The sequence below is a fragment of the Rhizobium sp. SVR5-2C genome (assembly GCF_056755115.1).
The window spans coordinates 13,959-38,773 of the sequence record NZ_JBNDHT010000009.1 but is presented as its reverse complement, the minus strand read 5'-3'; the positions used below and the strand labels follow the sequence as shown (position 1 = coordinate 38,773).

Genomic DNA, 24,815 nt, shown 5'->3' with positions numbered 1-24,815 from the left:
TGCAAAAGTTTGAGAAGCAATAAAAAAGGCCGCATCACTGCGGCCTTTCTTCAATTCACCTGCCGGTGACGATTACTTCTTGCGCGGCACCTTCGGCACCGTGCTGCCCTTCCTCGTCGCGCTCCTGACCTCGGCCTCGGCTTGCGCCCTTGCCTTCCTGGCTGGAGCCTTCTTGGCCTTTGCCTTCGTCTTCAGCTCGCCGTCATCCTCGCCGTCTGCTTCGGGATGAACGGTTTCGGCCTCCCGCTTCGGCTTGATCGGCGCGGATTCCGGAATGGCTTCCAGAACGATGCCGGGCTTGCCGTCTTCCTTCGGGCCGACCTTGACGTTGACGACGCCGCCCTTCTTCAGCTTGCCGAAGAGGATTTCGTTCGCCAGCGGCTTCTTGATGACTTCCTGGATCAAGCGGGCGAGCGGGCGCGCGCCCATCTTGTCGTCGTAACCCTTTTCCGCCAGCCAGTCGACCGCGTCTTCCTGCAGATCGAAGGTGACATTGCGCTCGGACAATTGCGCTTCGAGCTGCATGATGAACTTCTGCACGACCTTGTGGATCACCGCCGTCGGCAGCGCCGCGAAAGGGATAATCGCGTCGAGACGGTTGCGGAACTCGGGCGTGAAGAGGCGGTTCAGCGCTTCCTCGTCCTCGCCGGTGCGCTTGGACGAACCGAAGCCGATCGCAGCCTTGGCCATTTCCGACGCGCCCGCATTGGTCGTCATGATCAGGATGACGTTGCGGAAGTCGATCTTCTTGCCGTTATGATCCGTCAGAGCGCCATGGTCCATGACCTGCAGCAGGATGTTGTAGATATCCGGATGCGCCTTCTCGATTTCGTCGAGCAGAACCACGCAATGCGGATGCTGATCGACGCCATCGGTCAAGAGGCCGCCCTGATCGAAGCCGACATAGCCGGGAGGTGCACCGAGCAGACGGGAAACCGTGTGCCGCTCCATGTATTCCGACATGTCGAAGCGCAACAGCTCGACACCAAGCGAGGAGGCAAGCTGCTTGGCGACTTCCGTCTTGCCGACGCCGGTCGGGCCGGAAAAGACGTAAGCGCCGATCGGCTTGTTCGGCTCGCGCAGACCCGCCCGCGCCAGCTTGATCGAGGTCGAAAGGGCTTCGATCGCCGTATCCTGGCCATAGACCACCGAGCGCAGTTCCTGCTCGAGATTGGCAAGGACGGCTTCGTCATCCTTCGACACGGTCTTCGGCGGAATGCGAGCCATGGTCGCAACCGTCGCCTCGATCTCCTTTTCGGTGATCAGCTTGCGGCGCTTGGACGGCGGCAGCAGCATTTGCGCAGCGCCCGTTTCATCGATGACGTCGATCGCCTTGTCCGGCAGCTTGCGGTCCGAAATGTAGCGGGCCGAAAGCTCGACGGCAGTCTTGATGGCGTCGTTCGAATAACGCAGGTGGTGGTACTCTTCGAAATAGGGCTTCAGGCCCTTCATGATCTCGATCGCATCGTCGATCGACGGCTCGTTGACGTCGATCTTCTGGAAGCGGCGGACGAGAGCACGGTCCTTCTCGAAGAACTGGCGGTATTCCTTGTAGGTCGTCGAGCCGATGCAACGGATCGCGCCGTTGGAAAGCGCCGGCTTCAGCAGGTTCGACGCATCCATTGCGCCACCCGAGGTCGCGCCGGCGCCGATGACCGTATGGATTTCATCGATGAACAGCACGGCACCCGGATATTCTTCCAGTTCCTTGACGACCTGCTTCAGGCGCTCTTCGAAATCGCCACGGTAACGCGTGCCGGCAAGCAGCGTGCCCATGTCGAGCGAGAAGATCGTGGCGTCAGCGAGCGCTTCCGGCACCTTGCCTTCCACGATGCGCTTGGCGAGACCTTCGGCGATCGCGGTCTTGCCGACGCCAGGATCGCCCACGTAGAGCGGGTTGTTCTTGGAACGGCGGCACAGAACCTGGATGGTACGGCTGACTTCCGCGTTGCGGCCGATCAACGGATCGATCTTGCCGCTCTTGGCCTTCTCGTTGAGATTGACGCAATAGGCCTTCAGCGCGTCCTGCTGCTTCTTGGCACCAGTTTCCTCTTCACCGCCGCGCGATGCACTCGGCTTGCTGTCGGGCTCGCCGTCCTCGGCGCCGCGTGGGCTGCGGACTTCCGAAGAGCCGGGACGCTTCCCGATACCGTGAGAGATATAGTTGACGGCGTCGTAGCGGGTCATTTCCTGCTCCTGCAGGAAATAGGCCGCATGGCTTTCGCGCTCGGCAAATATTGCGACGAGGACGTTTGCCCCGGTCACCTCTTCGCGTCCCGACGACTGCACGTGGATCACCGCTCGCTGGATGACGCGCTGGAAGCCGGAGGTCGGCTTGGAGTCCTCGTCATATCCCGTGACCAGATTGGAAAGCTCGTTGTCGACGTATTCGATCAGCGTCTTGCGGAGTGCATCGAGGTCGACATTGCATGCACCCATGACAGCTGCCGCATCGGCATCGTCGATCAAGGCGAGCAGCAGATGTTCGAGCGTCGCATATTCATGGTGCCGCTCGTTGGCAAAGGTCAGTGCCTGATGGAGCGCCTTCTCAAGACTAGGCGAAAATGTTGGCACGTTTAGATCCTCACTTCTTTTCCATGACGCATTGCAGCGGATGCTGGTGCTGGCGGGCGAAATCCATCACCTGACTCACCTTCGTTTCCGCTACCTCGTATGTAAATATTCCGCATTCGCCGACGCCGTGGTTATGGACATGGAGCATAATGCGGGTGGCACTTTCACGATCCTTTTGAAAAAAACGCTCCAGAATGTGGATGACGAATTCCATCGGAGTGTAGTCATCGTTCAGAATGAGTACGCGATAGAGATTGGGCTTCTTGGTCTTCGGCTTGGTACGTGTGATGACCGAGGTTCCGCGATTTCCGTTGTCCCCGTTCCTTTCGCTATCGTTCTGCATCCGGATCGGCTTTACGATCATGTTCATTCATTCCTCGATCAGTCCAATGGTGCATGGGAGGCTGCTTTACCCACCGGATATCTGAAACACTAACTTAGTTCATAATGCATCGATTTTAAGCCCCTTGTTTCCGACTGCAATCACAATTCCGCAGGACCGGACGCAAAGACTAAAAAAGTCCCGCGTGGCTTCTTCCGAGGTTTGAGGAAACAAAAAAGACCGGCAACAGATGCGTTGCCGGTCTCCATTTTTCAAGGGGATGCGCTATTCGCGCCCTCGATCTTATGCGGCTGCGGGCGCTACCTGAGCTGCAGCTTTCGGCGCCCTGGCCGGCGGAGCGGCGAGCGGCGCTTCATAGGGCTTGTAGGCGCCCTTGGCGAGATCGGCATACATTTCGCCCATCTTCGTCGCCTCGGCGATGAAATTCTCGTAGGACGACTTGATGTAGCCGGTCTGGAGTTCGAAGACGGCTTCGAAGCTGCGAGCGCCCGACAGCGTCTCGAAGTGATTGACTGCGTCCTGGAAAGACTTCTTGGAAAAATCAGCCGCTTCGGTGGCAATCGCCTGGAAGCCCTTGGTGGTATCGGAATAGCTCTTCAGAACCGTATCCATGGCTTCCCTGCTCTTGCGGCTGGTTTCGTCAAAGTTGAACATGCCCATCCTCCATGTGTTGCTGGCTGGGAAACGTTAGCTGCACCGCATATATAGTCAAGCATTTTTTGTGCATTGCACAACCACTGGAGATTGCAGCCGGGGTTGCCGGCGCGCTATTAGGAACGAGCCGCGCACCTGCCTGGTTGATTTCAAAGATATATATCAGTCAGCCACAACCTGAGGCTTCGCCAAATATAATCACGAAGCCTTCATTCTCGCGCTTTGCGCCGATCAGCGCGTCAATCCATCAGATCGGCCGGAACCTTCCCGCCATTTTCGGACAGCCTCTTCATCAGCGCCTTGTGGAGAAACATGTTCATCTTGGCGGAATCGCTTGTGTCGCCTGAATACCCAAGCTCCGCCGCAAGCTCCTTGCGCTCGGACATGCTTGCATCCATGCCGACTGCCTTCATCAGGTCGACGATCGAACGGCGCCAATCCAGCTTCTGTCCACTCTTCTTGACCGCAGCGTCGAGAATAGGAGCAATATCGATGGGGGCCGCCGAAGCCGCAGGAGCCGGCGACGCTGTTGAGGATGCTGTGGATGGCGCAGCAGAGGGTGAGGCCGGGGTTGGCGTGGGCTGCGCTTTTGGTGCTGCCCCTGCCTCCTTCACCGGCGCAGCTTGCGCCTCGCCGAAAATCGCATTCTTGATCTTCTCGAAAATACCCATGTCCTATCCTCCAATTTAGCCTGGTCGCATTCGCAGAAGCTAAAATGGGGCGGAGGACGAACTCATCCAGCTTGGGCTGTGAGATTGTTGCTGCGGCTGGCACAGCATGCCAACGGATGGGATGGCTCGGTCAGGCAGGCAAGCCGCAAGAATGCGGCTCGCGACATTTGATCATCAGAGGTCGACGTCGAGGATCGCCATCGAGAAGTTATAGGAGCGATCGCCATCTTCGTCGTCGAGATAGACGACACCCAGGAACTCTTCGCCGAGATAAACTTCCGCGGAATCGTCCTTCCGCGGACGCGCCTTCACGACCATCTGCGGGTTGAGCGTGCGTTTGAAATAGGCGTCGAGCTTCTTGAGTTCTTCAGGCTTCACACTTGATCTCCTAGCGGGTTTGGTTGGCCGCTTCTCGCACAGGAAAAGCAACGCTGTAAAGGCTGCGGCGGCACTTGCGCGCTTGCTTCCCCATCAGATCCGCAGGCTTTTCTGCGTTCAGATATCGGCGCCGATCACCTGATCCATGATCCGCGACGGCTCCGAACACCCGGCTTCTCCGACGACCTTCGCCGGCACGCCTGCAACTGTCGTCTTTGGCGGAACGGGCTGCAGCACGACCGAGCCGGCGGCCACGCGCGAGCAATAGCCGATCTGGATATTGCCGAGAATCTTCGCACCCGCGCCGATGAGGACGCCGCTGCCGATCTTCGGGTGACGGTCCGCGCCCTCCTTGCCCGTGCCGCCGAGCGTGACCCCATGCAGGATCGAGACGTTGTCGCCGATTACCGCCGTTTCGCCAACGACGAGGCCGGTGGCATGATCCAGGAAGATGCCCCTGCCGATACGCGCGGCGGGATTGATGTCCGTCTGGAAGACGCTGGACGACCGGCTCTGCAGATAGAGCGCGAGGTCGCGGCGCCCCTGATTGAGCAGCCAGTGCGCCAGGCGATGCGTCTGCAGTGCATGGAACCCCTTGAAATACAGAACGGCTTCCATGAAGCGGAGGCACGCCGGATCACGGTCGTAAACGGCCTGGATATCGACGCGCAGAATGTCGCTCCATTCCGGCCAGTCTTCCAGCATGTGGTCGAAGACTTGCCGCAGCAGCGTGGCCTGCATGTCGGGATGGTCGAGGCGTTCGCAGATGCGATGGATGACGCATTCTTCCAGCGAACGGTGATTGATCACCGTCGAATAGAGGAAAGCCGCCAGCACCGGATCCTTCTCCGCAGCCACGCGCGCTTCCTCGCGCAGGCTGTCCCAGATCGGATCCATGACCTTCAGCGGGCTCGCTGCTTCAAAAGGACGAGCGTCTGTCTTCGCGACCATTCCAGGTCTCCTCGTTTCCGTCGGAATGACATTATATAGGGTAAAACGCCTCTAACATAAATGGGTGCGGGAACCATGCGTTTTTAGGATGTTTTTTCGGTGACCGCGACCATTCGAGGCAGATTGTCACCGCCCGGCGACCTCCTCGTAGAACTCCAGAACGGCCTTCTTGAACACTTTATCACCGACCGCAAGCATATGATCGCGGCCGGGAATGTCGAGCGCCCGGGCATGCGGCATAAGCGCTGCCAGTTTCTCTGGAGCACCGGCAATATCGTCCTTGGTTCCAACGCCGATCAAGGTCGGCGCCTCGATCTTGCCCATGTCGGCACGCGACACGAGGTCGCGCGATCCCTGGATGCAGGATGCCAGTGCCACCCGGTCGCTCTTCGTCTGATCGGCAAACGCGCGGAACATGCGCCCGCGGGCATGCGTGACGTCGTCGAGCGAGGGTGCGAGCAGCGCATCCGCAATCGGGTCCCAGTCGCCCACGCCGTCCGTCATCCCGTTGCCGAGGCCGCCAAGCACGAGCGAGCGGACGCGATCCGGATGGGCGAGCGCCGCGAAGACGGATATCCGCGCGCCCATCGAATAGCCCATGACATTGGCTTCCGGAATGCCGAGATGATCGAGCAGCCCCACGGCATCTTCCGCCATGATCCACGGCCGGTACGCTTCTGAATCGTGAGGTTTGTCGCTCGCGCCATGGCCGCGGTTGTCGATCGCGATCACCCGGTAGCCCGCATCGCCCAGTGTCTTCAGCCAGCCGGGATGCACCCAGTTGACGTTGGCGTTCGAGGCGAAACCGTGAATGAGCAGCACCGGCGGGCCGCTCGGATCGCCTTCGTCGAAGAAGGCGAGTTTCAGGCCGTCACGGGTAAAGCTGGAAAATACAGGCGTATTCAAATTCATAAGGGCCGTCCTTTTTGGCCGGACCATATTTTATCAAAGGGCGGAGGTGAACCCTCGCCGCGCCAAAAAACCATGCGGCGTGCAGCGCTTTGGCTCTACACATTTGCGGCAAGGGATTATAAGGTCCGGGCACATTTCAAAGCTTCGGAGACAGACATGGCCGGCCACAGCATTCCCCACTTCCAGAACGACGGCGGACACGGCGTGATCGAAGTCGGCGTGAAGGAATTCATGTGCACCGGTGCATCGGCGCCGTTCGACCATCCGCATATCTTCATCGACATGGGCGACGACAACGAGAAGGTTTGCTCCTATTGCTCGACGCTCTACCGCTTCAATAGCGCGCTGAAGCCGTCCCAGACGAACCCTCCCGGCTGCGTCTTCCACGTCAAGGCAGCCTAATTCCGCTCATCCGGATCGGACCAAGTATGCCGGTCAGACATGCCGCCATCATCGGCGCCGGAATTGCGGGCCTTGCCGCTGCTCTGGCGCTCGCCAGACGCGGCATCAGCTCCGATATTTTCGAGCAGGCCGATGTACTTGCCGAGGCGGGCGCCGGCCTGCAGATCTCGCCGAACGCCTCGCGCATCCTTGGCGAGCTCGGCGTGCTGGCGGATATCGAAAAAGTCTGGCTCGAGCCGGAATCGATCCGTCTTGTCTCCGGGCACACGCTTCGCCCGCTAGCTTCCGTTCCCGCAGGCGATTTCGCCCGCAGCCGCTGGGGTGCGCCCTATGGCGTCCTGCACCGCGCGACGCTGCAAAAAGTGCTGATCGCAGCCGTCGCGGCAAATCCCCTCTGCACCCTTCATCTCGGGAGCGGAATCGAGCCCGGAGCAATCCCGCAGACCGGCCGCAAGCCGGAGGTTATCGTCGGCGCCGACGGCGTCTGGTCGAAGCTGCGGCGGGCAATCGAGGCAAGCCCCTTGCCCCGTTTTTCCGGCCACGTCGCCTATCGCTTCACGATCGCCGGCAGTTCCGCGCCGGCTTTCCTCGATCGTTCGAGTGTCTCGGCATTCCTTAGTCCTTCGGCTCACCTTGTATGCTATCCGCTGAAGGAGACGGCCAATTTCAACCTCGTCGCCATCACGGCCGGCAACGCCGCACCACAGGACTGGCGAAACGAGCCGACGGACCAGCAGTCGAAACAGCTCCGCACGCGGCTTTCGGGATGGCATCCCGATATCAAGTCTCTGCTCGGGGACGTTCAAATGACCTTCTGGCCGCTTTACGAGACGACAACGGGCCATTGGCAGAACGGAAAAGATACCGTCCTCATCGGCGATGCCGCTCACGCCATGATGCCGTTTGCGGCGCAGGGTGCAGCTATGGCGATCGAAGACGCCTATGAGCTCGCAGCCCTGCTCGGCGCCCATGAGCCCGCCGAAGCTCTGGCACGGTTCGAACGGCAGCGGGCGCCACGGATTGCTCAAGTCCGCAAGCGCGGCGCCTTCAACCGCTTTGCCTACCACGCAAGCGGACCGATCCGCCTCGGCCGTGATCTCGTGCTTGCGCTGAAACCGCCGCAAAGTCTCGCGGCGGATCTCGACTGGATCTACGGCTACCGTCCGATCGGCTGATCAGACCTCATTCGCCGCCGCAAAGCCGCGTTCGATGTCGGCCTTGATGTCGGCCACGTCTTCCAGGCCGATCTGAAGCCGGATGACAGGTCCTTCCGTCGGCGCCTTGCAGATGCGGCGGTCGTTGAGGTTGACGTGCACCGCCAGGCTCTCGAAACCGCCCCAGGAATATCCCAGGCCGAAGATCCGCAGCGCATCGAGGAAGGCGTGCGCCTTCGGCTTGAATTTCTCTGGGCTTTCTGCGGCAAGCACGAACGAGAAGATGCCGCTTGCGCCTTTGAAATCGCGCTTCCAAAGCTCGTGCGAGGGGAAGCTTGGCAGCGCCGGATGCAGCACTTTGGCGACGTCTTCCCTGCCCTCAAGCCACTTTGCGATATCAAGTGCGCTTTCATAGTGGCGCTCGAGGCGGATGCCCATCGTGCGAAGCCCGCGGAGGATCTGATAAGCGTCATCAGGCGCACCGCAAATGCCGAGCGCGCCGTTCGCCTCCTTGAGCTGCTCCCAGTGCTTGGCATTGGCCGAAACCGTGCCCATCAGAATGTCGGAATGCCCGGACGGATATTTGGTCGCGGCGTGCATGGAAATATCGACGCCGAAGTCGAGCGGCCGGAAGTAGACCGGCGTCGCCCAGGTGTTGTCCAGGGCAACGATCGCACCATGCTTGTGGGCGATCGCCGCAATGGCCGGAACGTCCTGCATTTCGAACGTGTTGGAACCCGGCGCCTCCAGGTGCACCAGCTTCGTGTTTGGTTTGAACAACTGCTCGATTCCGACGCCGATGGCCGGGTCGTAATATTCCACCTCAACGCCGAGGCGTGTCAGCATCGTGTCGCAGAAATGCCGAGTCGGCTGATAGACCGAATCGACGATCAGGGCATGATCGCCGGAGGCGAGGAATCCCAGCAACGGCACCGTGACAGCTGCAAGACCCGACGGCACCAGGATTGTCCCTGCTGCTCCCTCAAGCTCATTGATCGCTTCGCACAGCGCGTCCGTCGTCGGTGTCCCACGCGTGCCGTAGGTGTATTTCTGGGACCGTTTCTCCATCGTCTTGGCGTTCGGAAACAGTACTGTTGAGGCGTGGACGACCGGAGGATTGACGAAGCCGTGGTAGTCCAAAGGATCGTTACCGACATGCGTGAGGCGGGTATTGATTCCGGCATTCTGCAGCAAGCTGTCTTTATCTTTCATAATCTCGAATAGCCTTCTGGCGGAGGATGCAAAGCCCAACTTTTGGACCCGCCCCGCAAGCCGGTCAACCCCCCGCACGAAGCCATGCGAGGAACTATGTGTGCCCTCACGCCACGAGATATATCAGTGAATTTTCGAGATATTTTTCCGCAGAGTCCTGCCCATTTCTTGCCCTGGTGCCTATTGCAGCGGCGCATTCGGTCAAAATGCTAATTTCTGCCCCAATTATATGCCGCGACACTTGACCGGGGTGACATTTGCGACTGTGATAGAAACACTCGCGCCGGGAGGGTGTCGAGAATTGGGGGACGCATGGCCTGCTTCGGCTGTCTCTTCAACAAAAACATAAGACAACAGATAAAAGGTTGGGAAAAAATGAACATTAAGCTCCTGTCCGCCGCCGTCGGCGCAGCAGTTTTCGCCCTTGGCGCCTCGGCTGCCTCGGCGACCACTCTTGGGGACGTGAAGGCAAAGGGTTTCATCCAGTGCGGCGTCAACTCGGGGCTTCCGGGCTTTGCGCAGCCTGATGCGTCCGGCAACTGGGCCGGTTTCGACGTTGATTTCTGCAAGGCCGTTGCTTCAGCCGTCTTCGGCGACCCGACCAAGGTCAAGTACACGCCACTTTCCGCGAAAGACCGTTTCCCGGCCCTGCAGTCCGGCGAAGTTGACCTCCTCTCGCGCAACACGACCTGGACGATCAACCGCGATACCGCTCTCGGCTTCAACTTCCGCCCGGTCACCTATTACGACGGTCAGGGCTTCATGGTTCGCAAGAGCCTCAACGTGAAATCGGCACTCGAGCTTTCCGGCGCTGCCGTCTGTGTCCAGGCCGGCACGACCACCGAGCTCAACCTCGCCGACTACTTCAAGGCCAACAACCTTCAGTACAATCCGGTCGTTTTCGAAAAGCTGGAAGAAGTCGGCGCGGCATACGAAGCCGGCCGCTGCGACGTCTATACGACCGACCAGTCGCAGCTCTACTCGGTGCGTCTGACACTGAAGAATCCTGACGAGCACGTGATCCTTCCGGAAATCATCTCCAAGGAGCCGCTCGGCCCCGCCGTTCGTCAGGGCGACGACCAGTGGTTCGATATTGTTTCCTGGACGGCCTTCGCGCTGGTCAACGCTGAAGAATTCGGCATCACCCAGGCGAACGTCGATGAGATGAAGAACTCGCCGAACCCGGACATCAAGCGCTTCCTGGGCACCGAAGCCGACACCAAGATCGGCACCGACCTCGGCCTGACCAACGACTGGGCCTACAACGTCATCAAGGGTATCGGTAACTACAGCGAAGTCTTCGAACGCAACATCGGTCAGGGCAGCCCGCTCAAGATTGCACGCGGCCTGAACGCGCTCTGGAACAAGGGCGGCATCCAGTACGCTCCGCCGGTTCGCTGACATCTGGCTCGATACAAGAACCGGAAAGGCGGGTAACCGCCTTTCCCTGATCCAAGAAAAAAGCCCGAAAAGGGCATATAGGGGAAATGGCTCGGCATGACGCAAGAGGCCTTGCATTCGACACCTTTGCCTAAGACCGGATCGACTCTACGGTCGGCCCTCTACGATCCCAGAATCAGGGGGATCTTTTTCCAGGTTCTGACCGTTCTCGTCCTCGTCGGAGGGATCTGGTGGATCGTCGATAACACGATCGCGAATCTCGCACGCAGCAATACGGCCTCCGGCTTCGCCTTCCTCAGGGGACGTGCGGGCTTCGAGGTCGGACAATCGCTTATTTCCTACTCCAGCGATTCGACTTACGCCCGCGCACTGGTCGTGGGCATCCTGAACACCATATTGGTTGCCGTAACGGGCATCATCACCGCCACCATCATCGGCTTCATCGTCGGTATCGGGCGCCTGTCGCACAACTGGCTCATCGCCAAGCTGTGCACGGTCTATGTTGAGGTGTTTCGCAATATTCCGCCGCTGCTCGTCATCTTCTTCTGGTATTCCGGCGTTCTCGCCGTGCTGCCGCAGCCGCGCGAATCCGTCCATTTGCCGTTCAGCATGTTCCTGAACAATCGCGGCCTCGCCTTCCCGAAGCCGATTTTCGAACCGGGCATGTGGGTGGTTCTGATCGCCTTGATCGTTGGCGTCATCGCCGCCCTCACCACCACCCGTTGGGCGCATAAGCGCCAGGCAGCGACGGGCCAACCGTTCCATACCATCCTGGCATCGATCGCATTGATCCTCGGCCTGCCCGTCCTCGCCTTCCTAGTGACCGGCATGCCGGTCACCTTCGATGTTCCGGTCGCCGGCAAATTCAACCTCACGGGCGGTTCGGTGGTCGGCCCGGAATTCATGTCGTTGTATTTGGCGCTATCCTTCTACACGGCAGCCTTCATCGCCGAGATCGTCCGCGCCGGTATCCGTGGCGTGGCGAAGGGCCAGTCCGAGGCCGCCAGCGCGCTCGGGCTGCATCCGTCCTCCGTGACCCGCCTGGTCGTCGTGCCGCAGGCTTTCCGCATCATCATTCCGCCGCTGACGAGCCAGTATCTGAACCTGACGAAGAATTCGTCGCTCGCGATTGCGATAGGCTTCGCGGACCTCGTCTCTGTCGGCGGAACCACGCTGAACCAGACTGGGCAGGCGATCGAAATCGTGCTGATCTGGATCGCCGTCTATCTCGGCCTCAGCATTCTCACATCGCTGTTCATGAACTGGTTCAACGCCAAGATGGCACTGGTGGAGAGATAAGATGTCGGTTTCCAACACATCCTTCGTCAGAACGGCCATACTGGCGCCTGAACCGCCACCGCCCGGCGAACGCGGTGCGTACGCGTGGCTGCGCCGCAACCTCCTCGCAACACCGAAGGACGCCGTGCTGACGGTGCTCGCCATTGCGGCGCTCGCCTGGGCCCTCCCGCACATGGTCGACTGGCTCTTCATCCAGGCCGTCTGGACCGGTCCGGACCGCACGTTCTGCGCAACGGCGGTTCAGGGCGGCATCCAGCCCGATGGCTGGAGCGGGGCCTGCTGGGCCTTCGTCAATGCGAAGTTCGATCAGTTCGTTTTCGGCCGCTATCCTCTCGACGAGCGCTGGCGTCCGACAATAGTCGGCATCCTCTTCGTCCTCCTGCTGGTGCCGATGCTGATCCCGTCGGTGCCGCGCAAGGGCCTGAACGCGATTCTGCTTTTTGCAGTGCTGCCGATCTTTTCATTCTTCATGCTCTATGGCGGCTTTGGCCTGGAAGTCGTCGAGACGCCGCTCTGGGGCGGTCTGCTCGTGACGCTGGTCGTGTCCTTCGTCGGCATGGCGGTCTCGCTGCCGGTCGGCATCTTGCTGGCGCTCGGGCGGCGATCGAACATGCCGGTCGTGAAAATGGTCTGCATCATTTTCATCGAAGTGATTCGCGGCATCCCGCTGATCACCGTTCTGTTCATGGCGAGCGTCATGCTGCCGCTCTTCCTGCCGGCAGGCTGGACGGTGGACAAGCTGCTGCGCGCGGTGATCGGTGTATCGATATTCGCCTCCGCCTATATGGCCGAGGTCATTCGCGGCGGGCTGCAGGCCATTCCGAAAGGTCAGTACGAGGGTGCGGATTCCCTCGGCTTCGGCTACTGGCAGAAGATGCGGCTCATCGTTCTGCCGCAGGCGATCAAGCTCGTCATCCCGGGCATCGTCAATACGTTCATCGGCATGTTCAAGGACACATCGCTCGTTTCGATCATCAGCATGTTCGATCTGCTCGGCATCGTCCGCCTGAACTTTGCCGACACCAACTGGGCAAGCTCCGTAACGCCGATGACCGGCCTTATCTTCGCCGGTTTCGTGTTCTGGATTTTCTGCTTCGGCATGTCGCGCTATTCCGTGTTCATGGAACGCTACCTCGACACCGGCCACAAACGATAAGAATGAAGGGAATAACTATGGCTGAACCCAAGAAAATGACCATTTCCGCTACGGATGTGGCCATCGACATCCTCAACATGAACAAGTGGTACGGCGATTTTCACGTGCTGCGCGACATCAACCTGAAAGTCATGCGCGGCGAGCGCATCGTCATCGCCGGGCCGTCCGGCTCCGGCAAGTCGACGATGATCCGCTGCATCAATCGCCTCGAAGAGCACCAGAAGGGTCACATCATCGTCGATGGCACGGAACTCACCAACGATCTGAAGAAGATCGATGAGGTCCGCCGCGAAGTCGGCATGGTGTTCCAGCACTTCAATCTGTTCCCGCACCTGACGATCCTTGAGAATTGCACGCTTGCGCCGATCTGGGTGCGCAAGATGCCGAAGAAGCAGGCCGAAGAGATCGCCATGCACTTCCTCAAGCGCGTCAAGATCCCGGAGCAGGCGAATAAATATCCGGGCCAGCTCTCCGGCGGCCAGCAGCAGCGCGTGGCGATTGCCCGCTCGCTTTGCATGAACCCGAAGATCATGCTGTTCGACGAGCCGACCTCGGCGCTCGATCCGGAAATGATCAAGGAAGTTCTTGATACGATGGTGGGCCTTGCCGAAGAAGGCATGACCATGCTCTGCGTGACCCACGAAATGGGCTTTGCCCGCCAGGTCGCAAACCGCGTCATCTTCATGGACCAGGGCCAGATCGTCGAGCAGAATTCACCCGCCGAATTCTTCGACAATCCGCAGCACGAGCGCACCAAGCTCTTCCTCAGCCAGATCCTGCACTAGGAAAGAGCAACGTTTTCAAGAAAGCCGCCGGAGCGATCCGGCGGCTTTTCTTGCTTTGGCGGAAGCCAAGCCACGCAACATTTTGCAGAGTCCAGCACCGAAGCCGGCACAAATCCGGCCGGCCTGTCCCGGAAGCGAACACTTTTTCGTTACGCATGGCCGGTTGGCAAACCGCAATGTGCCCGGCCCATAGAAAAAACGCTGCGAAATCTTAATTCTAGACCATGCGATGCCGATGAGGGAGCACCTCCGATGAAAGTCACACTTGCCGCAGTTCTTCTTGCGAGCGCAATAACTGCGGGGTGCACCGCACGCGACATCTCCGGCCCAGGCCTGGAACCCATCCCCGGCAGCATCACCTATAACGGCCAGCCTCGCACGAAACTGACGAAATCCCCCGTCGGCTCGGCTTTCCCGCACACATTTTACGATGGAAGCCGCATTGTCGAGGAGACATACATCATTCGGCCCGACCGCAGCCTGATGATCTCAAGGCGTGTCTACCGTTCGATATTTAGAGACAACGACCACCGTTAGGAGATGGCTTCGAAAGCGCAGAATATCGCTCAACCGGCCCCTCCATCCTGTCAAATGACATCATGCAACCAGCTGCGTTAACTGTTGATTAAGCATTAGCTTGATTAAGCAAAAACTTATGCAATGCTCAGGGCCGCAAACGAGGCTTGAAACCGGGGTGGACAGTAATGGAAATTCAAGGCGCTCAGCATGCAAACGGCGGATCACAGCAACCTCTCAACTGCCGAACGGAGGTCGAAGCCGCCATGTTTGAAATGGTAAAGCAGTTGCAGCAGCACGGCTGGGAACCGGCCGAGGTGGCGCTTGCGCTGGCGGACGCTGCCGATGACTACGTGATGCTGCTTGCCAGCAAGAAAGCCGGCAGTCACTGAAGGGTTCACTTCCCCACATAGCAGCACAGCCAAGCCGGTATCGGCTTGGCTGTGCTTTCGTGTGGGTGGTTGGAAAGCTCCTATTTGCCAACGACGCAAGCGACCGGCCTCAGGCTGCGTCCATCGCCTGCTTCCCCGCCTCTTCTGAAGGCCGATAGACTTGAAATCTGTTCTTGCCGGCCGTCTTGGCTTTATAGAGAGCGCCGTCGGCCTTGATGAAAAGGTCCGTGGGCGCTGAAGCGTCAAGAAGTGCAACGCCCACTGACGCGCCGATATGCATCCGAATTCCGTCCTTCTCGACGGCCCAGCCAAGGCATTGGACGATCGCTTCGGCAAGATCGGCGACAGCATCGACCCTGCCCTGGCCACTGACAAGGACGGCGAATTCGTCACCGCCGATACGCGCAACAAGGTCTTCTCCCTGGCATATCATCAACAATCTCTCTGCTGCCTCCTTGAGGCAGTCGTCACCGGCCTGGTGACCGAAAGTGTCGTTGATGCCCTTGAAGCCGTCGAGATCGATGAGGAGAAGAGCGGCCGGACGCGCGTCGCTTGGCTGCGGCGGCGATAAGCGCTGTAAGGCGGACTGAAACTGCGCGCGATTGGGCAATCCCGTGAGCATGTCGAACTCGGCCAGATAGCGGATCTGGTCGAACATCATCTTTTCGGCGGTGATATCCAGCTTCATGCCAAAAATGCGGACAGGAACGTCACCTTCGCACTCGACGGTCGCGGTGATGCGGATCCAACGCCTGTTGCCCTTGGCTGTCAGTATCTCGGCATCCATGCTGAACCCGCTGCGCTGCTCGATCGCCTCGGTCCGGAGCCTTGTCAGTTCCTCAAGGGAGTCCGTCGAGTAGAATTTCACAATCTCGGCACGATCGAGTTCAGTGCCGGGCGCCAGGTCGAAAAGATCGTAAACCATATCGGTCCACACCAGGCCATTGTCCGGCAGGCTGCATTCCCAGACGCCGATCCTAGCGGCTTCAGACGAACGGTCGAAGATCTTCCGGCTGTGTGCAAGGGCGGCCGCCTGCTCCTTCAACTGCCGCTCCTTCTCGGCCAGAGCGAGTTCGAGCCTTTTTACGGCGGCGTCACTCCGCCTGGCGGCAAACAGCGGCAGGCTCTCAGCGAGCCTAAAGATAATGGAGAAGGGCTTCATGCCTGACCCAGCGTTATACGGCAGTTCGTATAGTTGCGCACAAGGTTTTAAGATTCTGTTTTCACTTAAGATCATTCTCATCTTCCGCAGCGGATGCCAAGATCGCGGCTTCACCGATCGCGGATGTCATCAAGCACTTTGAGACCGGCGCCGATGACCTGATCTGCACGACGGCCGTCCTCGAGCATGTCCATATCGACAAGAACTGGATCTTCGCCAAAATTGCTCGCATCGCCCAAACATCCTTGCAGTTGAGGATGAGCTTAGGGTCTGCGAGCGCCACTTTCCGTTTCCGAAAACCTCGGCATGCATTAGGTCGAGTTCAAGCCCGGCTTAGCAGACCTGCCGAAGACTCTCTGTTTACCGCTTCTTCCAGCGCGTCCAAGACTCGAACGATTTGATGTCGACCTATTGCGGGATATTCATCGACGAGCCGGAGCATATGTTATAGCTCTCGATCGATCGCTGATTTGCGTCTGTGGAAAAGACGCGATGACAAATGGTAGTTGCATCTCAAACATGAGATGAGATCGTATGCTCCAACGCGCCATTCCCGCCGACTCCCACAATTCGCAATCTTCCTTCCGTGCCGATATCGAGGGCTTGCGAGCGCTCGCGGTATCTTTGGTCATCCTCTTCCACTTTGGCATAAAACCCTTTCGCGGTGGCTTTATCGGTGTCGATGTCTTTTTTGTCATCAGCGGCTACCTGATTACGTCGATGATGGTTTCCGATCTACGGAGCGGATCATTCTCATTCGCCGCCTTTTATATCCGCCGCATCCGACGCATCGCACCTGCACTTGTTGCCGTGGTGTGCGCAAGCCTCCTTGGAGGCTGGCTGCTCTTCATGCCATCTGATTTGCAGTCTTTGGGTTGGCAGGCAACCTATGCCTCGGTTGGCCTATCGAACATCTACTTCATCACCACATCCGGATACTTTTCAAAAGCGGCGGATTCGATGCCGCTTCTTCATACCTGGTCGCTCGGGATTGAGGAGCAGTTTTATCTGTTCTGGCCGGCGCTTCTTTTCGTCCCGTGGCGCATATGGCGTAGCGCGAAAGCGCTCCTATTCACCATCATCACGATTGCATCAATCAGCCTGTGCTGGTCGATAAGCGCTGTCATTCTCGATCCAGTTTCAGCATTCTACCTGTTGCCATCGCGAGCCTGGGAACTGGCGCTCGGCGGTCTCATGGTGTTCCTGCGCCTCGACTTCAAAGAGCGAACGCGAATGTGGCTGGATGCCGTCGGCCTCCTCCTCATTCTATTGAGCAGCCTCATACTGAGAGCCGGCTTTCCGTTCCCCGGCACAACCGCGCTCCCTGTGTGCGTTGCCACTGCTATTCTTTTGGCGCCCAGCCAGCAGGGCTCCTGGACGAGGAACGTGCTGTCTGCGGCACCAGTCCGGTTCTTAGGACGTATCTCTTACTCTCTCTACCTCTGGCATTGGCCGGTGCTCGTGTTCTTCCGGACATATAGCGGCAGCGAACCGCAAGGATTTGAGACGGTCCTGACTATCGCAGCAATCATCCTTCTTTCCTGCGGATCCTATCGATTCATAGAGCAGCCGTTCCGGCGGTCCAAATCGTCACTCGCCGCTGTTGGCACCGTGGTGTCCAGCTTCTGCACTCTTGTCGTCGGCACAGCCATTGCGCTCAATGGTGGCTTCCCAGAACGCCTTCCCGCCAAGGTGGCGTTCTACGATAGCTTCAACGGCATATCCACCTTCAAAGCCTTCGACTTCAACTGCATGGGAGAGTTTGAGCGGGGAGCAACCGACAGCGAAGTTCGCAAGTGCCTGTCGCGAGTTGATGGGCGACCGAATGTCCTTTTGATTGGCGATAGCCATGCCGCCCATTTGGGCGCGGGGCTTGATGCCGTATTTCCGGATGTTCATTTCGTTGCCGTCTCCACCAGCGGCTGCAAGCCAATGATCGCGGGTCTTCGAAAACGCAATCCATCCGACTGCACAAGGGCGTTCCAACGGACAATCGAAAAGTATGCCCCAGAGAAGCTCTTCGATGCCATTGTCATCGGCGCACGATGGCGCACCGGTTCTTACCGTGATCTGAAGTCAACGGTGGAATTCCTGAAACGGTCTTCGCCTAAGGTTGTTGTCGTTGGTCCTGTAGTCGAATATCGAGACGCACTGCCAAACATTCTCTCAGCGGAATTTTTGCCTCGCCTATACTCGGACGATCGTCAAGCAATGGCGGAACTGGATGAGATCAAGCGCGTCGATGTCGATCTCAGGGGACTTCTCGCCGACACCGGGGCAGAATACTACTCGCCGCTTGAAGCGGTTTGCTCGTCGTCAGGCACCTGCAAGATGATTGCATCTGACGGGGCACCAATGGCCTCCGATTATGGCCACCTTACACCCAGCGGGTCGAAGGACATTTTTCGGATATTCCGATCCAACGGCCTCACGTTTCAGCCGTCCCGATGACAACGGCACGCTACAGTTTCGGGGCAGCCAGATCGAAGGTGTCGATCTGTTCGGGTGAAATCCATAGCGTCGAAACGAGATGCATCATCGGCTCGCTACGGCTGTTCCAGCCACAAAATCGGCACGTGTTACGCGAGCGCACGCCGAAAGTTGAGCCGAGAAAATCATTTCACTTAAGCTGTTAAATTTTTGGCGACCCCTGCAGGATTCGAACCTGCGACCACCTGCTTAGAAGGCAGGTGCTTGATCAGTTCATCGTCGTTCACAACGATTCATCCACAACATTGAATGGCCTGAAAAACAAGGGGTTCTTGGCAAATCATGCCGCCATAAGATACCGTGACATTTCACCACCTGTCGCACAAATCTGTTACCCCAGCGTTACCCCAAGGGCGAGAATGGCAAAAGCACTGACCGTCAAAGCGATCGTGGCAATCAAACCTGAGGCGTTGAGGCGCGAAATACCGGACGGCGGCTTGCCGGGCCTTTATTTGATCGTTCAGCCAAAGCGAGAACGAGACGGCAAAGAGCTGCCGGCTTCCATGAGCTGGGCGATCCGCTATCGGTTCGATGGCAAGCCGAAGAAACACACGGTTGGTCCCTACCCCGCTTTCTCCCTTGCCGATGCCCGTCAGGAGGCCAGCAAGCAGTTGCGCGCCATCTCCGAAGGGAAAGACCCAGCGGCCGAGAAAGCGGCACGCAAAGACCGCAAGGTTGATTTGGTCAGCGATGCGATAGACGACTTCCTGAAACGCTATGTCGCGGTGAAGAACCGCCCTTCGGTTCTCAAGGAGCGTACCCGGCTTTTCGAGAAAGAAGTGAAGCCGAAGTGGGGCAAGCGCTCAATGCGCAGCATAACGCGGCTGGACGTGATCAAGCTGCTCGACGAGGTGGCGGAGCGCGCGCCGGTACTGGCGAATCGGCTTTTGAGCCTACTTCGGAAGTTCTTCTCATGGGCGGTCGATCGAGACATCATCGATACGTCGCCTATGGAACGGCGCGTGGCGGCGCCAGGTGCCGAGACGACGCGCGACCGCGTACTAAGTGATGAAGAGATCCGGCTTGTGTGGTTGGCGTCGGGGAAGCTCGGCTACCCCTTCGGCCCGTTTGTGCGCCTGCTACTGCTGACCGCCCAACGACGTAGCGAGGTAAGTGGCTTCTGCTGGGATGAACTAGAGATAGGCGGCAATAATCAGCTCTGGGTGATTCCTCCGGAGCGCGCGAAGAATCAGCAAGAGCATTACGTTCCGCTCACATCGGCAGCGCTGACAGAGATTGAAGCCCTTCCAAAAATCAAACCCGATGAAAAGACGGCAGCAATCTTCCTGCTGACGACCACAGGCACGACGCCGATTTCGGGCTACTCTAAAGCCAAGAAGGCGCTAGACGAGGAAATCCTGACGTTAGCGAAGGAAGAAGCTGTGAAGCGGGGAGACGACCCTGAAAGACTACCGGCGTGGGAGCCTTGGACTTTCCACGACCTACGACGAACCGCTGCGAGCGGAATGGCGCGACTAGGTGTGGCGATCCATGTCTTGGAGGCCGTGCTGAACCATCGCTCCGGCTCGATCAAGGGGGTTGCGGCGGTCTACAATCGCTATGATTATGCGGAAGAAAAACGCGCGGCGCTCACTGCTTGGGCAGATTACGTGTGGAAGCTCGCCCGAGCCAATTGCGTCTAGTCGTTCCATTGCGCCTGAACGACACCATCGAGTGCCTCAATGGCTCGGCCTAACGCTCGGTGATTGATCTTTTTCCCGATCCATCCCGCCCGATAGAAATAGGTGCCCGTTCTAGCCGCCTTGTCCAGATCAACCATTGACCAACGGATATCAAAGCAGCGCCGGCGGACCTCATCGAGGGCTGGTATCCCGGTCAGCTTGTATCCGATTCGTCGATCTCGGCGGCATCCGTGATATCTTGCGACCTGTCGGATATTGACCCAGGTCGAGTGAGGAAATGCTGCGCAAATCTCGTCGGCCGACGCGCTCCGGTACATCCGGCGAAGCTTGAAGATATCTGCGGCGCTCCAGATATGGATTTCTCGCTGAAGGCCCATTTTCCTGGCTTGGCTGGCTACGGCTATACGGGTCCGATGCGGAAGCTGCTTCACTATGGCGTCGTAGTCTGGCGCCAGCTTCCTGACGGTTTCCCACTCCGCTTCAGTCCATAGTCTTGCGCCCGACATCGTGACCCCCTCGCGCATCATCCTGCGTCTGGCACGTTCACCGCTCGCGACGTTCCGGGCGTAATAGGCTAGCGACATCCCGCACCTCCTGAGCCTATCTCATTCAGTTCCGTGCTGAGTCGCGAATCACGATTGTCGAACGGTCAAAGTTTCCACAGATCAGATGACTGTGGCCTTGCAGTCCTAGATGAGGACAGAGCCCTAAGGATTGACTCTCGGGTTAGTGTCCTGTCATCTCCTCGCCTCAGGGTTGGGGAATTCTAGAAATGCTGAAAGTTACTATTGCTGTCGCAGTAGCGTGCCTGCTGCTGTCCTCTTGTGTGCAGTCGAGCACGATGCGCGTCGCGCAAAACCAAGCAATCATTCAAACAAGCGCCGAGCCAATGTGCGGCAGCATTGGTGCAGCCCGCGCCGCTCAGAAACAAGCGGCGATCGAGACAATCAAAGCCGGTTACGACAGGTATATCATTGTCTCAGCGGCCGCCTCGAACAATGTGCAGGCGACCCAGATGCCAGGTTCCTATCGGACGTATGGAACCGTGAATTCTTTCGGAAACTTTGGCACGGTCAACACAACAACAACATACACGCCAGGCCCGGTCGTCTATAGCGGATCGCACGACCAAGCGATTGGAGTGCACATGTTCAAAGAGGGCGAACCAGGCAGTGCACAAGCGCTTTCCGCGCGCGAGACCCTGGGCCCTAAGTGGGCGGTCATCGTTAAAGACGGCATCAACTTCTGTAACTAAAGAATGTCGCTCAGCTCATAAATTGCCGCGTTGTCCTGTTTATCACGTAGGCCTTTGTAGGACGCGTGCCGGAGCTTTCCGTCATGCGTCCAGGCGCGGTATTCGATCTCGGCTATCAGCGTCGGCTGTACCCACACGATGTTCTTTCGCTTGACCTGAACGGCCGGCTTGCTGGTCTTCAGGGTGTCAAGCGTCTCCGACAGATAGATCAGATCGCGCTCTTTGAATCCGGTCCCGACATCGCCAACGTAGACGAGACTATTGCCCTTGCGCCCTGCGAGTAGCAGGCTCGCAATTCCACGGCTCGCCGAAGCGGATCGCTCGTAGCCAACAATCATGAAGCTGTCGCTCTGGAGGCACTTGACCTTGACCCAATCACCCAGGCGGCCGGAACGGTAAGTGCTATGCCGGTTCTTGGCGATAACGCCCTCCAGTCCATGCTCACATGCGGCGGCAAGGAGCTTGTCGCCGTCGGCGTTGATCTCCTCAGACAGTCGGATGGTGTCCTCGCCGCCGGCGGGGACCAAACCCTCCAGCAGATGCCGCCGCGCCATCAGGTCCATGCCGGTGAGATCGTGACCGTCGAAATAGAGGATGTCGAAGGCCACAAACATCGCTTCGAAGGAATTCTGCTTTCCACCTCGGCCGCCGAGCGATTGCTGCAGCCGTCCGAAATCGGACCGTCCCTGCTCGTCGAACACCACCGCCTCCCCGTCGAGGATTGCGGTATTCACGCCGAGCTGCTTTGCCGCCTGCTCGATTGTGGGAAATCGATGCGTCCAGTCATGGCCGCCGCGCGTCAGGATCCGCACGCCTTTCGGCTCGATGTGCACGGCCAGGCGGTAGCCGTCCCATTTGATCTCGTAGACCCAGTCCTGACCTTTCGGCACCTTCGGCTTGAGCAGCGCAAGGCATGGCTCGATGCGGTCGGGCATCGGATCAAGTTGAAGGTTCGGCTGTGCGGGATCTCGCCGCTTGCGCGGCCGGGATCGAACCGGCGAGTCGGCATCGCTGAGGAGAGGCTTGGACTTTGGCGGCTTGGTCATCCCCCATCACATCAGACTTAGCTTAAAAAGCAATCACCCGCTTGACTCGCCTCGCAGATGAGAACAATTAAGGAACAGACGAGCGGCCGTCTTTCTGAAAATCAGGGCACTGGAAACCTGTGACGAGGAGACGATGACGCATGGCCGAAACGATCGGCGAAGCAATGGATGCCGGTTGGGACCTTAAGGCCCGATGCGCATGGGGTAAGCATGAGGGTCTAAAGACCGTTCGAGCCTGCAGTTGGAAGCACGATCTGGATATCGTCACCCTGGTTGCTACGCGAGGCCGCGATTTTCCGCTGTCGATGCTGTCGGAGCGGCTGCGCTGCCCGGTGTGTGGCAGCCGGAAAGTGGCGGTGATGTTCATGCCTGCCGCCAAGCCACCCCGAGCCATGACGATGAAGCGGGAAAACCGGTGGTAGCTATGGCAAGGGAACGGAAGCCAGAACGGGTTGGGCCTGAGGAGAAGCTCGGCGATATCATGAGCTGGGAGATTTTATTCGCTATCTGCAAGTGTGAGCACTATGCCGAAGTCAATATCCGGGCGCTGAGACTGAAGTGTGGAGGCGATGCCGTCCTGCGCAAGCTTGAACCCAAGCTGCGATGCAAGAAGTGTGGCGAGACGGGTAAGTCTGGATTTTTCGTGATGAAGATGCCGAGGTAAGGAAATGCTCAGCGATGCTCATACATCGGCGCCCGGCGCCAACATTCACGAGAATCACCTATGCGACCATGAGGACGCCACCGGCATCCGGTGCACAGAGTGGGGCTGCTACGGCTTTGAGGAGATCAAGGCAATCACGCTCTGGTATTGCCGTAAACATCAGCCGTTGAATTACAAAGGCCTGCCGAGGCATGGAGGACAGAATTGATCACCGAACTGCTTATGTGCGCCTCAATGGCGGCCATCGACGGCGACACGGTCAAGTGCCTGCCGAGCGGTCAGAACATTCGATTGCTGGGAGAAGGTGTTCCGTTCGTCTCGGGCATCGATACGCCGGAAATCGGATCGCACGCGAAGTGCATCAGGGAACGGAAGCTGGCGTTAATCGCCAAGGGAAGTCAGCAATAAAATCTCGCATGGTGTCTCCATACTTCACTGCGGGGAACTAGAATGGATAAAGTAACAACACTCATTTCCCAGCATATTATCGTATACCGGATTGCTATTATCCTAATCCTTTCAATAGGATCATATTTTTCTGAAGTATTTAGGCTGATCGCTGGCGGATGGCTGATTTTGTCTGTACCCGGCGTGATCGCAAAGTACATATTCTTCCACGAAAAGAAAGAAGGATATGACAGTCCATCTCAGCTCAGATTCGTATTTGCTTTTAAAGCGCTAAAGTTTGTTTGGCGTGGGATGCGCTAGGTTACAAAGCGGAGCGGATCGAATGGAGCGGCGCGATCGACAACACGCCGTCACATCGGCCGCTGGTGAACATCTATCGGGCGAATGGGCAGGAGATCGGCCAGATTCTGTTGCGTGAAGGCTTTGCGAGGGAATGGCGGTCGCGGCATAGAAATGACTGGTGCGCTTGATCACGCCGGAGCCAAGTCGGGGCGAGTTTTAATGCCAATGAAGGTTGCACGCCGGCCATCGTAGTAGCGCCTCTCAAGCCCGCTTGCCGTTGGTTTGAGGCGAACGATATCGGTAAATCCAGTATATTCCAGCAGGCTTGTGACGGCGGCGGCATTAGGGGAAAACTGACAGAAGTCCGCTCGGCGCCAGCGTGCGGTCGTGATGTTTTTCGCATCAGGACCAACGCTTGCCACCCTACGCATATGCCACATCGGCCAGCGATCCAGAACTCGATTTATAATCGGCACCTTCATGAGGGAAGTGTCAACCACAATAACCTTTTTGGTGACGGCCGAAATGCGCTTTACGGCCATAATCGGATTTTCCAGGTGGTAGAGAATGCCGAAAAATAAGACGAGATCAAACGTCCCGTGTTTGGCCGGGTCGAGTTCCATCAGATCGAGTCGCTCAAACCTCAGATTATTAAGAGATAGGGCCTCTTTAACGAAATTCGCCTGTTCGATGTAGTGAGGTTCAGTGTCAATCCCGAGGACGTGTTTCGCTCCTGCTTTAGCGGCGTGGACAGCAAATCCGCCGCAGTTGCAGGCTATGTCGAGGACTCGTTTGCCCTCCAAACTCCCCCCGCAGGCCGACATCGTGCTTGCCCATGCATGATCAAGGAGTGTTTGCATTCGCGTCCGTTCCCTATCTTGACGAGAAGCGGCCGCCACAAAAGTGCTCAGTCCGTAGGGCAGATCAATGGCATGGTGGAATGGTGCAAGGCGGTCGATGGATGCCTGAAGCGCCTCTTTGCTGATTTTGGCCTGCGTGTCCATGCTATCACCGATCATTGACTCGCTCATCGTCCTGACTGTGGGGAAAGGATGAACGTCGTCA

General features: G+C 58.2%; 25 protein-coding genes, 1 tRNA gene and 1 pseudogene. 14 read left to right on the top strand and 13 right to left on the bottom strand.

Translation table 11 applies throughout. The annotated features are described in order from the left end of the window. Positions 1–72: 72 nt before the first annotated feature. From clpA to ACPYOI_RS04405, 7 genes are all read right to left on the bottom strand, one after another. Complete coding sequence (clpA, locus tag ACPYOI_RS04435) at positions 73–2,574, bottom strand: ATP-dependent Clp protease ATP-binding subunit ClpA (protein WP_481419438.1); 2,502 nt, start codon at positions 2,572–2,574, stop codon at positions 73–75. A 10-nt stretch (positions 2,575–2,584) separates the two neighbouring features. Continuing rightward, positions 2,585–2,938 carry an ATP-dependent Clp protease adapter ClpS gene (gene clpS / locus ACPYOI_RS04430; RefSeq protein WP_168832853.1) on the bottom strand — a complete coding sequence of 118 codons (354 nt, stop codon included), beginning with the start codon at positions 2,936–2,938 and terminating at the stop codon, positions 2,585–2,587. 261 nt (positions 2,939–3,199) lie between these two features. Next, the gene (locus ACPYOI_RS04425; RefSeq protein ID WP_481419437.1) at positions 3,200–3,571 is read right to left on the bottom strand and encodes a phasin family protein; all 372 of its coding nucleotides are present in this window, start codon (positions 3,569–3,571) and stop codon (positions 3,200–3,202) included. 239 nt (positions 3,572–3,810) lie between these two features. Beyond that, positions 3,811–4,242: a DUF3597 domain-containing protein gene (locus tag ACPYOI_RS04420; RefSeq protein WP_481422575.1), complete on the bottom strand. Its 432-nt coding sequence runs from the start codon at positions 4,240–4,242 to the stop codon at positions 3,811–3,813. Between the two features lie 174 nt (positions 4,243–4,416). Beyond that, a complete protein-coding gene (locus ACPYOI_RS04415) occupies positions 4,417–4,620 on the bottom strand; it encodes a DUF3126 family protein (protein ID WP_168832821.1) in 204 nt (67 codons plus the stop codon). Positions 4,621–4,737: 117 nt separating this feature from the next. Then, the gene (cysE, locus tag ACPYOI_RS04410; protein ID WP_481419109.1) at positions 4,738–5,571 is read right to left on the bottom strand and encodes a serine O-acetyltransferase; all 834 of its coding nucleotides are present in this window, start codon (positions 5,569–5,571) and stop codon (positions 4,738–4,740) included. A 126-nt stretch (positions 5,572–5,697) separates the two neighbouring features. Beyond that, positions 5,698–6,483 (bottom strand): alpha/beta fold hydrolase, encoded by a 786-nt coding sequence (locus ACPYOI_RS04405; protein ID WP_481419108.1) that lies wholly within the window; start codon positions 6,481–6,483, stop codon positions 5,698–5,700. A gap of 156 nt (positions 6,484–6,639) precedes the next feature. Between ACPYOI_RS04405 and ACPYOI_RS04400 the strand changes: the two genes are divergently transcribed. Both ACPYOI_RS04400 and ACPYOI_RS04395 read left to right on the top strand, forming a co-directional pair. Continuing rightward, complete coding sequence (locus ACPYOI_RS04400) at positions 6,640–6,885, top strand: zinc-finger domain-containing protein (RefSeq protein WP_168832824.1); 246 nt, start codon at positions 6,640–6,642, stop codon at positions 6,883–6,885. A 26-nt stretch (positions 6,886–6,911) separates the two neighbouring features. Continuing rightward, positions 6,912–8,060: an FAD-dependent monooxygenase gene (locus ACPYOI_RS04395; RefSeq protein WP_481419107.1), complete on the top strand. Its 1,149-nt coding sequence runs from the start codon at positions 6,912–6,914 to the stop codon at positions 8,058–8,060. On the opposite strand, the gene ACPYOI_RS04390 is transcribed toward ACPYOI_RS04395, so the two are convergent. After that, complete coding sequence (locus tag ACPYOI_RS04390) at positions 8,061–9,251, bottom strand: cystathionine beta-lyase (RefSeq protein ID WP_481419106.1); 1,191 nt, start codon at positions 9,249–9,251, stop codon at positions 8,061–8,063. A gap of 375 nt (positions 9,252–9,626) precedes the next feature. On the opposite strand from ACPYOI_RS04390, the gene ACPYOI_RS04385 reads away from it, so the two are divergent. The 6 genes from ACPYOI_RS04385 to ACPYOI_RS04360 all read left to right on the top strand — a co-directional run bounded on the left by ACPYOI_RS04385 (position 9,627) and on the right by ACPYOI_RS04360 (position 14,800). Continuing rightward, positions 9,627–10,652 carry an amino acid ABC transporter substrate-binding protein gene (locus ACPYOI_RS04385; RefSeq protein ID WP_168832827.1) on the top strand — a complete coding sequence of 342 codons (1,026 nt, stop codon included), beginning with the start codon at positions 9,627–9,629 and terminating at the stop codon, positions 10,650–10,652. A 96-nt stretch (positions 10,653–10,748) separates the two neighbouring features. After that, positions 10,749–11,951 (top strand): amino acid ABC transporter permease, encoded by a 1,203-nt coding sequence (locus ACPYOI_RS04380; protein WP_481419105.1) that lies wholly within the window; start codon positions 10,749–10,751, stop codon positions 11,949–11,951. A 1-nt stretch (position 11,952) separates the two neighbouring features. Beyond that, positions 11,953–13,107: an amino acid ABC transporter permease gene (locus tag ACPYOI_RS04375; RefSeq protein WP_168832829.1), complete on the top strand. Its 1,155-nt coding sequence runs from the start codon at positions 11,953–11,955 to the stop codon at positions 13,105–13,107. A 17-nt stretch (positions 13,108–13,124) separates the two neighbouring features. Then, on the top strand, positions 13,125–13,892 hold the full coding sequence (locus ACPYOI_RS04370) for an amino acid ABC transporter ATP-binding protein (protein WP_168832830.1): 768 nt from the start codon (positions 13,125–13,127) through the stop codon (positions 13,890–13,892). 252 nt (positions 13,893–14,144) lie between these two features. After that, positions 14,145–14,429, top strand: a complete 285-nt coding sequence (locus ACPYOI_RS04365) for a hypothetical protein (protein WP_481419104.1) — start codon at positions 14,145–14,147, stop codon at positions 14,427–14,429. A 245-nt stretch (positions 14,430–14,674) separates the two neighbouring features. Next, positions 14,675–14,800, top strand: coding sequence for a hypothetical protein (locus ACPYOI_RS04360; protein ID WP_409527104.1), 126 nt, complete (start codon positions 14,675–14,677; stop codon positions 14,798–14,800). Between the two features lie 109 nt (positions 14,801–14,909). On the opposite strand, the gene ACPYOI_RS04355 is transcribed toward ACPYOI_RS04360, so the two are convergent. Then, positions 14,910–15,962: a diguanylate cyclase domain-containing protein gene (locus ACPYOI_RS04355; RefSeq protein WP_481419103.1), complete on the bottom strand. Its 1,053-nt coding sequence runs from the start codon at positions 15,960–15,962 to the stop codon at positions 14,910–14,912. A gap of 534 nt (positions 15,963–16,496) precedes the next feature. Between ACPYOI_RS04355 and ACPYOI_RS04350 the strand changes: the two genes are divergently transcribed. Next, a complete protein-coding gene (locus ACPYOI_RS04350) occupies positions 16,497–18,413 on the top strand; it encodes an acyltransferase family protein (protein WP_481419102.1) in 1,917 nt (638 codons plus the stop codon). A gap of 190 nt (positions 18,414–18,603) precedes the next feature. Here the strand turns inward: ACPYOI_RS04350 and ACPYOI_RS04345 are convergent. Continuing rightward, positions 18,604–18,724 (bottom strand) — tRNA-Arg (locus ACPYOI_RS04345). A gap of 87 nt (positions 18,725–18,811) precedes the next feature. Between ACPYOI_RS04345 and ACPYOI_RS04340 the strand changes: the two genes are divergently transcribed. After that, positions 18,812–20,095 carry a tyrosine-type recombinase/integrase gene (locus tag ACPYOI_RS04340; RefSeq protein WP_481419101.1) on the top strand — a complete coding sequence of 428 codons (1,284 nt, stop codon included), beginning with the start codon at positions 18,812–18,814 and terminating at the stop codon, positions 20,093–20,095. Here ACPYOI_RS04340 and ACPYOI_RS04335 read toward each other — a convergent pair. Beyond that, entirely contained in the window at positions 20,092–20,679 is a 588-nt protein-coding gene (locus tag ACPYOI_RS04335) for a hypothetical protein (RefSeq protein WP_481419100.1), read from the bottom strand. The two genes, ACPYOI_RS04340 and ACPYOI_RS04335, sit on opposite strands and share 4 nt — an antisense overlap. A gap of 188 nt (positions 20,680–20,867) precedes the next feature. On the opposite strand from ACPYOI_RS04335, the gene ACPYOI_RS04330 reads away from it, so the two are divergent. Next, positions 20,868–21,350, top strand: coding sequence for a hypothetical protein (locus ACPYOI_RS04330; RefSeq protein ID WP_481422574.1), 483 nt, complete (start codon positions 20,868–20,870; stop codon positions 21,348–21,350). Here the strand turns inward: ACPYOI_RS04330 and ligD are convergent. Next, positions 21,347–22,396 carry a non-homologous end-joining DNA ligase gene (gene ligD / locus ACPYOI_RS04325; protein WP_481422573.1) on the bottom strand — a complete coding sequence of 350 codons (1,050 nt, stop codon included), beginning with the start codon at positions 22,394–22,396 and terminating at the stop codon, positions 21,347–21,349. The genes ACPYOI_RS04330 and ligD overlap by 4 nt on opposite strands. Positions 22,397–22,536: 140 nt before the next feature. On the opposite strand from ligD, the gene ACPYOI_RS04320 reads away from it, so the two are divergent. The 3 genes and pseudogenes from ACPYOI_RS04320 (at position 22,537) to ACPYOI_RS04310 (ending at position 23,768) form a co-directional block, all read left to right on the top strand. Beyond that, positions 22,537–22,818: a hypothetical protein gene (locus ACPYOI_RS04320; protein WP_168827806.1), complete on the top strand. Its 282-nt coding sequence runs from the start codon at positions 22,537–22,539 to the stop codon at positions 22,816–22,818. Positions 22,819–23,282: 464 nt separating this feature from the next. After that, positions 23,283–23,456: pseudogene (locus ACPYOI_RS04315) on the top strand (thermonuclease family protein); the annotation flags it as partial. 54 nt (positions 23,457–23,510) lie between these two features. Continuing rightward, a complete protein-coding gene (locus tag ACPYOI_RS04310) occupies positions 23,511–23,768 on the top strand; it encodes a hypothetical protein (RefSeq protein WP_481419097.1) in 258 nt (85 codons plus the stop codon). Positions 23,769–23,938: 170 nt separating this feature from the next. Here the strand turns inward: ACPYOI_RS04310 and ACPYOI_RS04305 are convergent, their stop codons facing one another. After that, positions 23,939–24,754, bottom strand: a complete 816-nt coding sequence (locus ACPYOI_RS04305) for a class I SAM-dependent methyltransferase (protein ID WP_481419096.1) — start codon at positions 24,752–24,754, stop codon at positions 23,939–23,941. Positions 24,755–24,815 lie beyond the last annotated feature (61 nt).

What these genes read in the sequence shown, in the direction of transcription:
- clpS (WP_168832853.1), bottom strand. Translation starts at nt 2,938, where the DNA reads ATGATCGTAAAGCCGATCCGGATGCAGAACGATAGCGAAAGGAACGGG.
- ACPYOI_RS04425 (WP_481419437.1), bottom strand. Translation starts at nt 3,571, where the DNA reads ATGTTCAACTTTGACGAAACCAGCCGCAAGAGCAGGGAAGCCATGGAT.
- ACPYOI_RS04420 (WP_481422575.1), bottom strand. Translation starts at nt 4,242, where the DNA reads ATGGGTATTTTCGAGAAGATCAAGAATGCGATTTTCGGCGAGGCGCAA.
- cysE (WP_481419109.1), bottom strand. Translation starts at nt 5,571, where the DNA reads ATGGTCGCGAAGACAGACGCTCGTCCTTTTGAAGCAGCGAGCCCGCTG.
- ACPYOI_RS04405 (WP_481419108.1), bottom strand. Translation starts at nt 6,483, where the DNA reads ATGAATTTGAATACGCCTGTATTTTCCAGCTTTACCCGTGACGGCCTG.
- ACPYOI_RS04400 (WP_168832824.1), top strand. Translation starts at nt 6,640, where the DNA reads ATGGCCGGCCACAGCATTCCCCACTTCCAGAACGACGGCGGACACGGC.
- ACPYOI_RS04395 (WP_481419107.1), top strand. Translation starts at nt 6,912, where the DNA reads ATGCCGGTCAGACATGCCGCCATCATCGGCGCCGGAATTGCGGGCCTT.
- ACPYOI_RS04390 (WP_481419106.1), bottom strand. Translation starts at nt 9,251, where the DNA reads ATGAAAGATAAAGACAGCTTGCTGCAGAATGCCGGAATCAATACCCGC.
- ACPYOI_RS04385 (WP_168832827.1), top strand. Translation starts at nt 9,627, where the DNA reads ATGAACATTAAGCTCCTGTCCGCCGCCGTCGGCGCAGCAGTTTTCGCC.
- ACPYOI_RS04380 (WP_481419105.1), top strand. Translation starts at nt 10,749, where the DNA reads ATGACGCAAGAGGCCTTGCATTCGACACCTTTGCCTAAGACCGGATCG.
- ACPYOI_RS04375 (WP_168832829.1), top strand. Translation starts at nt 11,953, where the DNA reads ATGTCGGTTTCCAACACATCCTTCGTCAGAACGGCCATACTGGCGCCT.
- ACPYOI_RS04370 (WP_168832830.1), top strand. Translation starts at nt 13,125, where the DNA reads ATGGCTGAACCCAAGAAAATGACCATTTCCGCTACGGATGTGGCCATC.
- ACPYOI_RS04365 (WP_481419104.1), top strand. Translation starts at nt 14,145, where the DNA reads ATGAAAGTCACACTTGCCGCAGTTCTTCTTGCGAGCGCAATAACTGCG.
- ACPYOI_RS04360 (WP_409527104.1), top strand. Translation starts at nt 14,675, where the DNA reads ATGTTTGAAATGGTAAAGCAGTTGCAGCAGCACGGCTGGGAACCGGCC.
- ACPYOI_RS04355 (WP_481419103.1), bottom strand. Translation starts at nt 15,962, where the DNA reads ATGAAGCCCTTCTCCATTATCTTTAGGCTCGCTGAGAGCCTGCCGCTG.
- ACPYOI_RS04350 (WP_481419102.1), top strand. Translation starts at nt 16,497, where the DNA reads ATGCTCCAACGCGCCATTCCCGCCGACTCCCACAATTCGCAATCTTCC.
- ACPYOI_RS04340 (WP_481419101.1), top strand. Translation starts at nt 18,812, where the DNA reads ATGGCAAAAGCACTGACCGTCAAAGCGATCGTGGCAATCAAACCTGAG.
- ACPYOI_RS04335 (WP_481419100.1), bottom strand. Translation starts at nt 20,679, where the DNA reads ATGTCGCTAGCCTATTACGCCCGGAACGTCGCGAGCGGTGAACGTGCC.
- ACPYOI_RS04330 (WP_481422574.1), top strand. Translation starts at nt 20,868, where the DNA reads ATGCTGAAAGTTACTATTGCTGTCGCAGTAGCGTGCCTGCTGCTGTCC.
- ligD (WP_481422573.1), bottom strand. Translation starts at nt 22,396, where the DNA reads ATGACCAAGCCGCCAAAGTCCAAGCCTCTCCTCAGCGATGCCGACTCG.
- ACPYOI_RS04320 (WP_168827806.1), top strand. Translation starts at nt 22,537, where the DNA reads ATGGCCGAAACGATCGGCGAAGCAATGGATGCCGGTTGGGACCTTAAG.
- ACPYOI_RS04310 (WP_481419097.1), top strand. Translation starts at nt 23,511, where the DNA reads ATGGATAAAGTAACAACACTCATTTCCCAGCATATTATCGTATACCGG.
- ACPYOI_RS04305 (WP_481419096.1), bottom strand. Translation starts at nt 24,754, where the DNA reads ATGGACACGCAGGCCAAAATCAGCAAAGAGGCGCTTCAGGCATCCATC.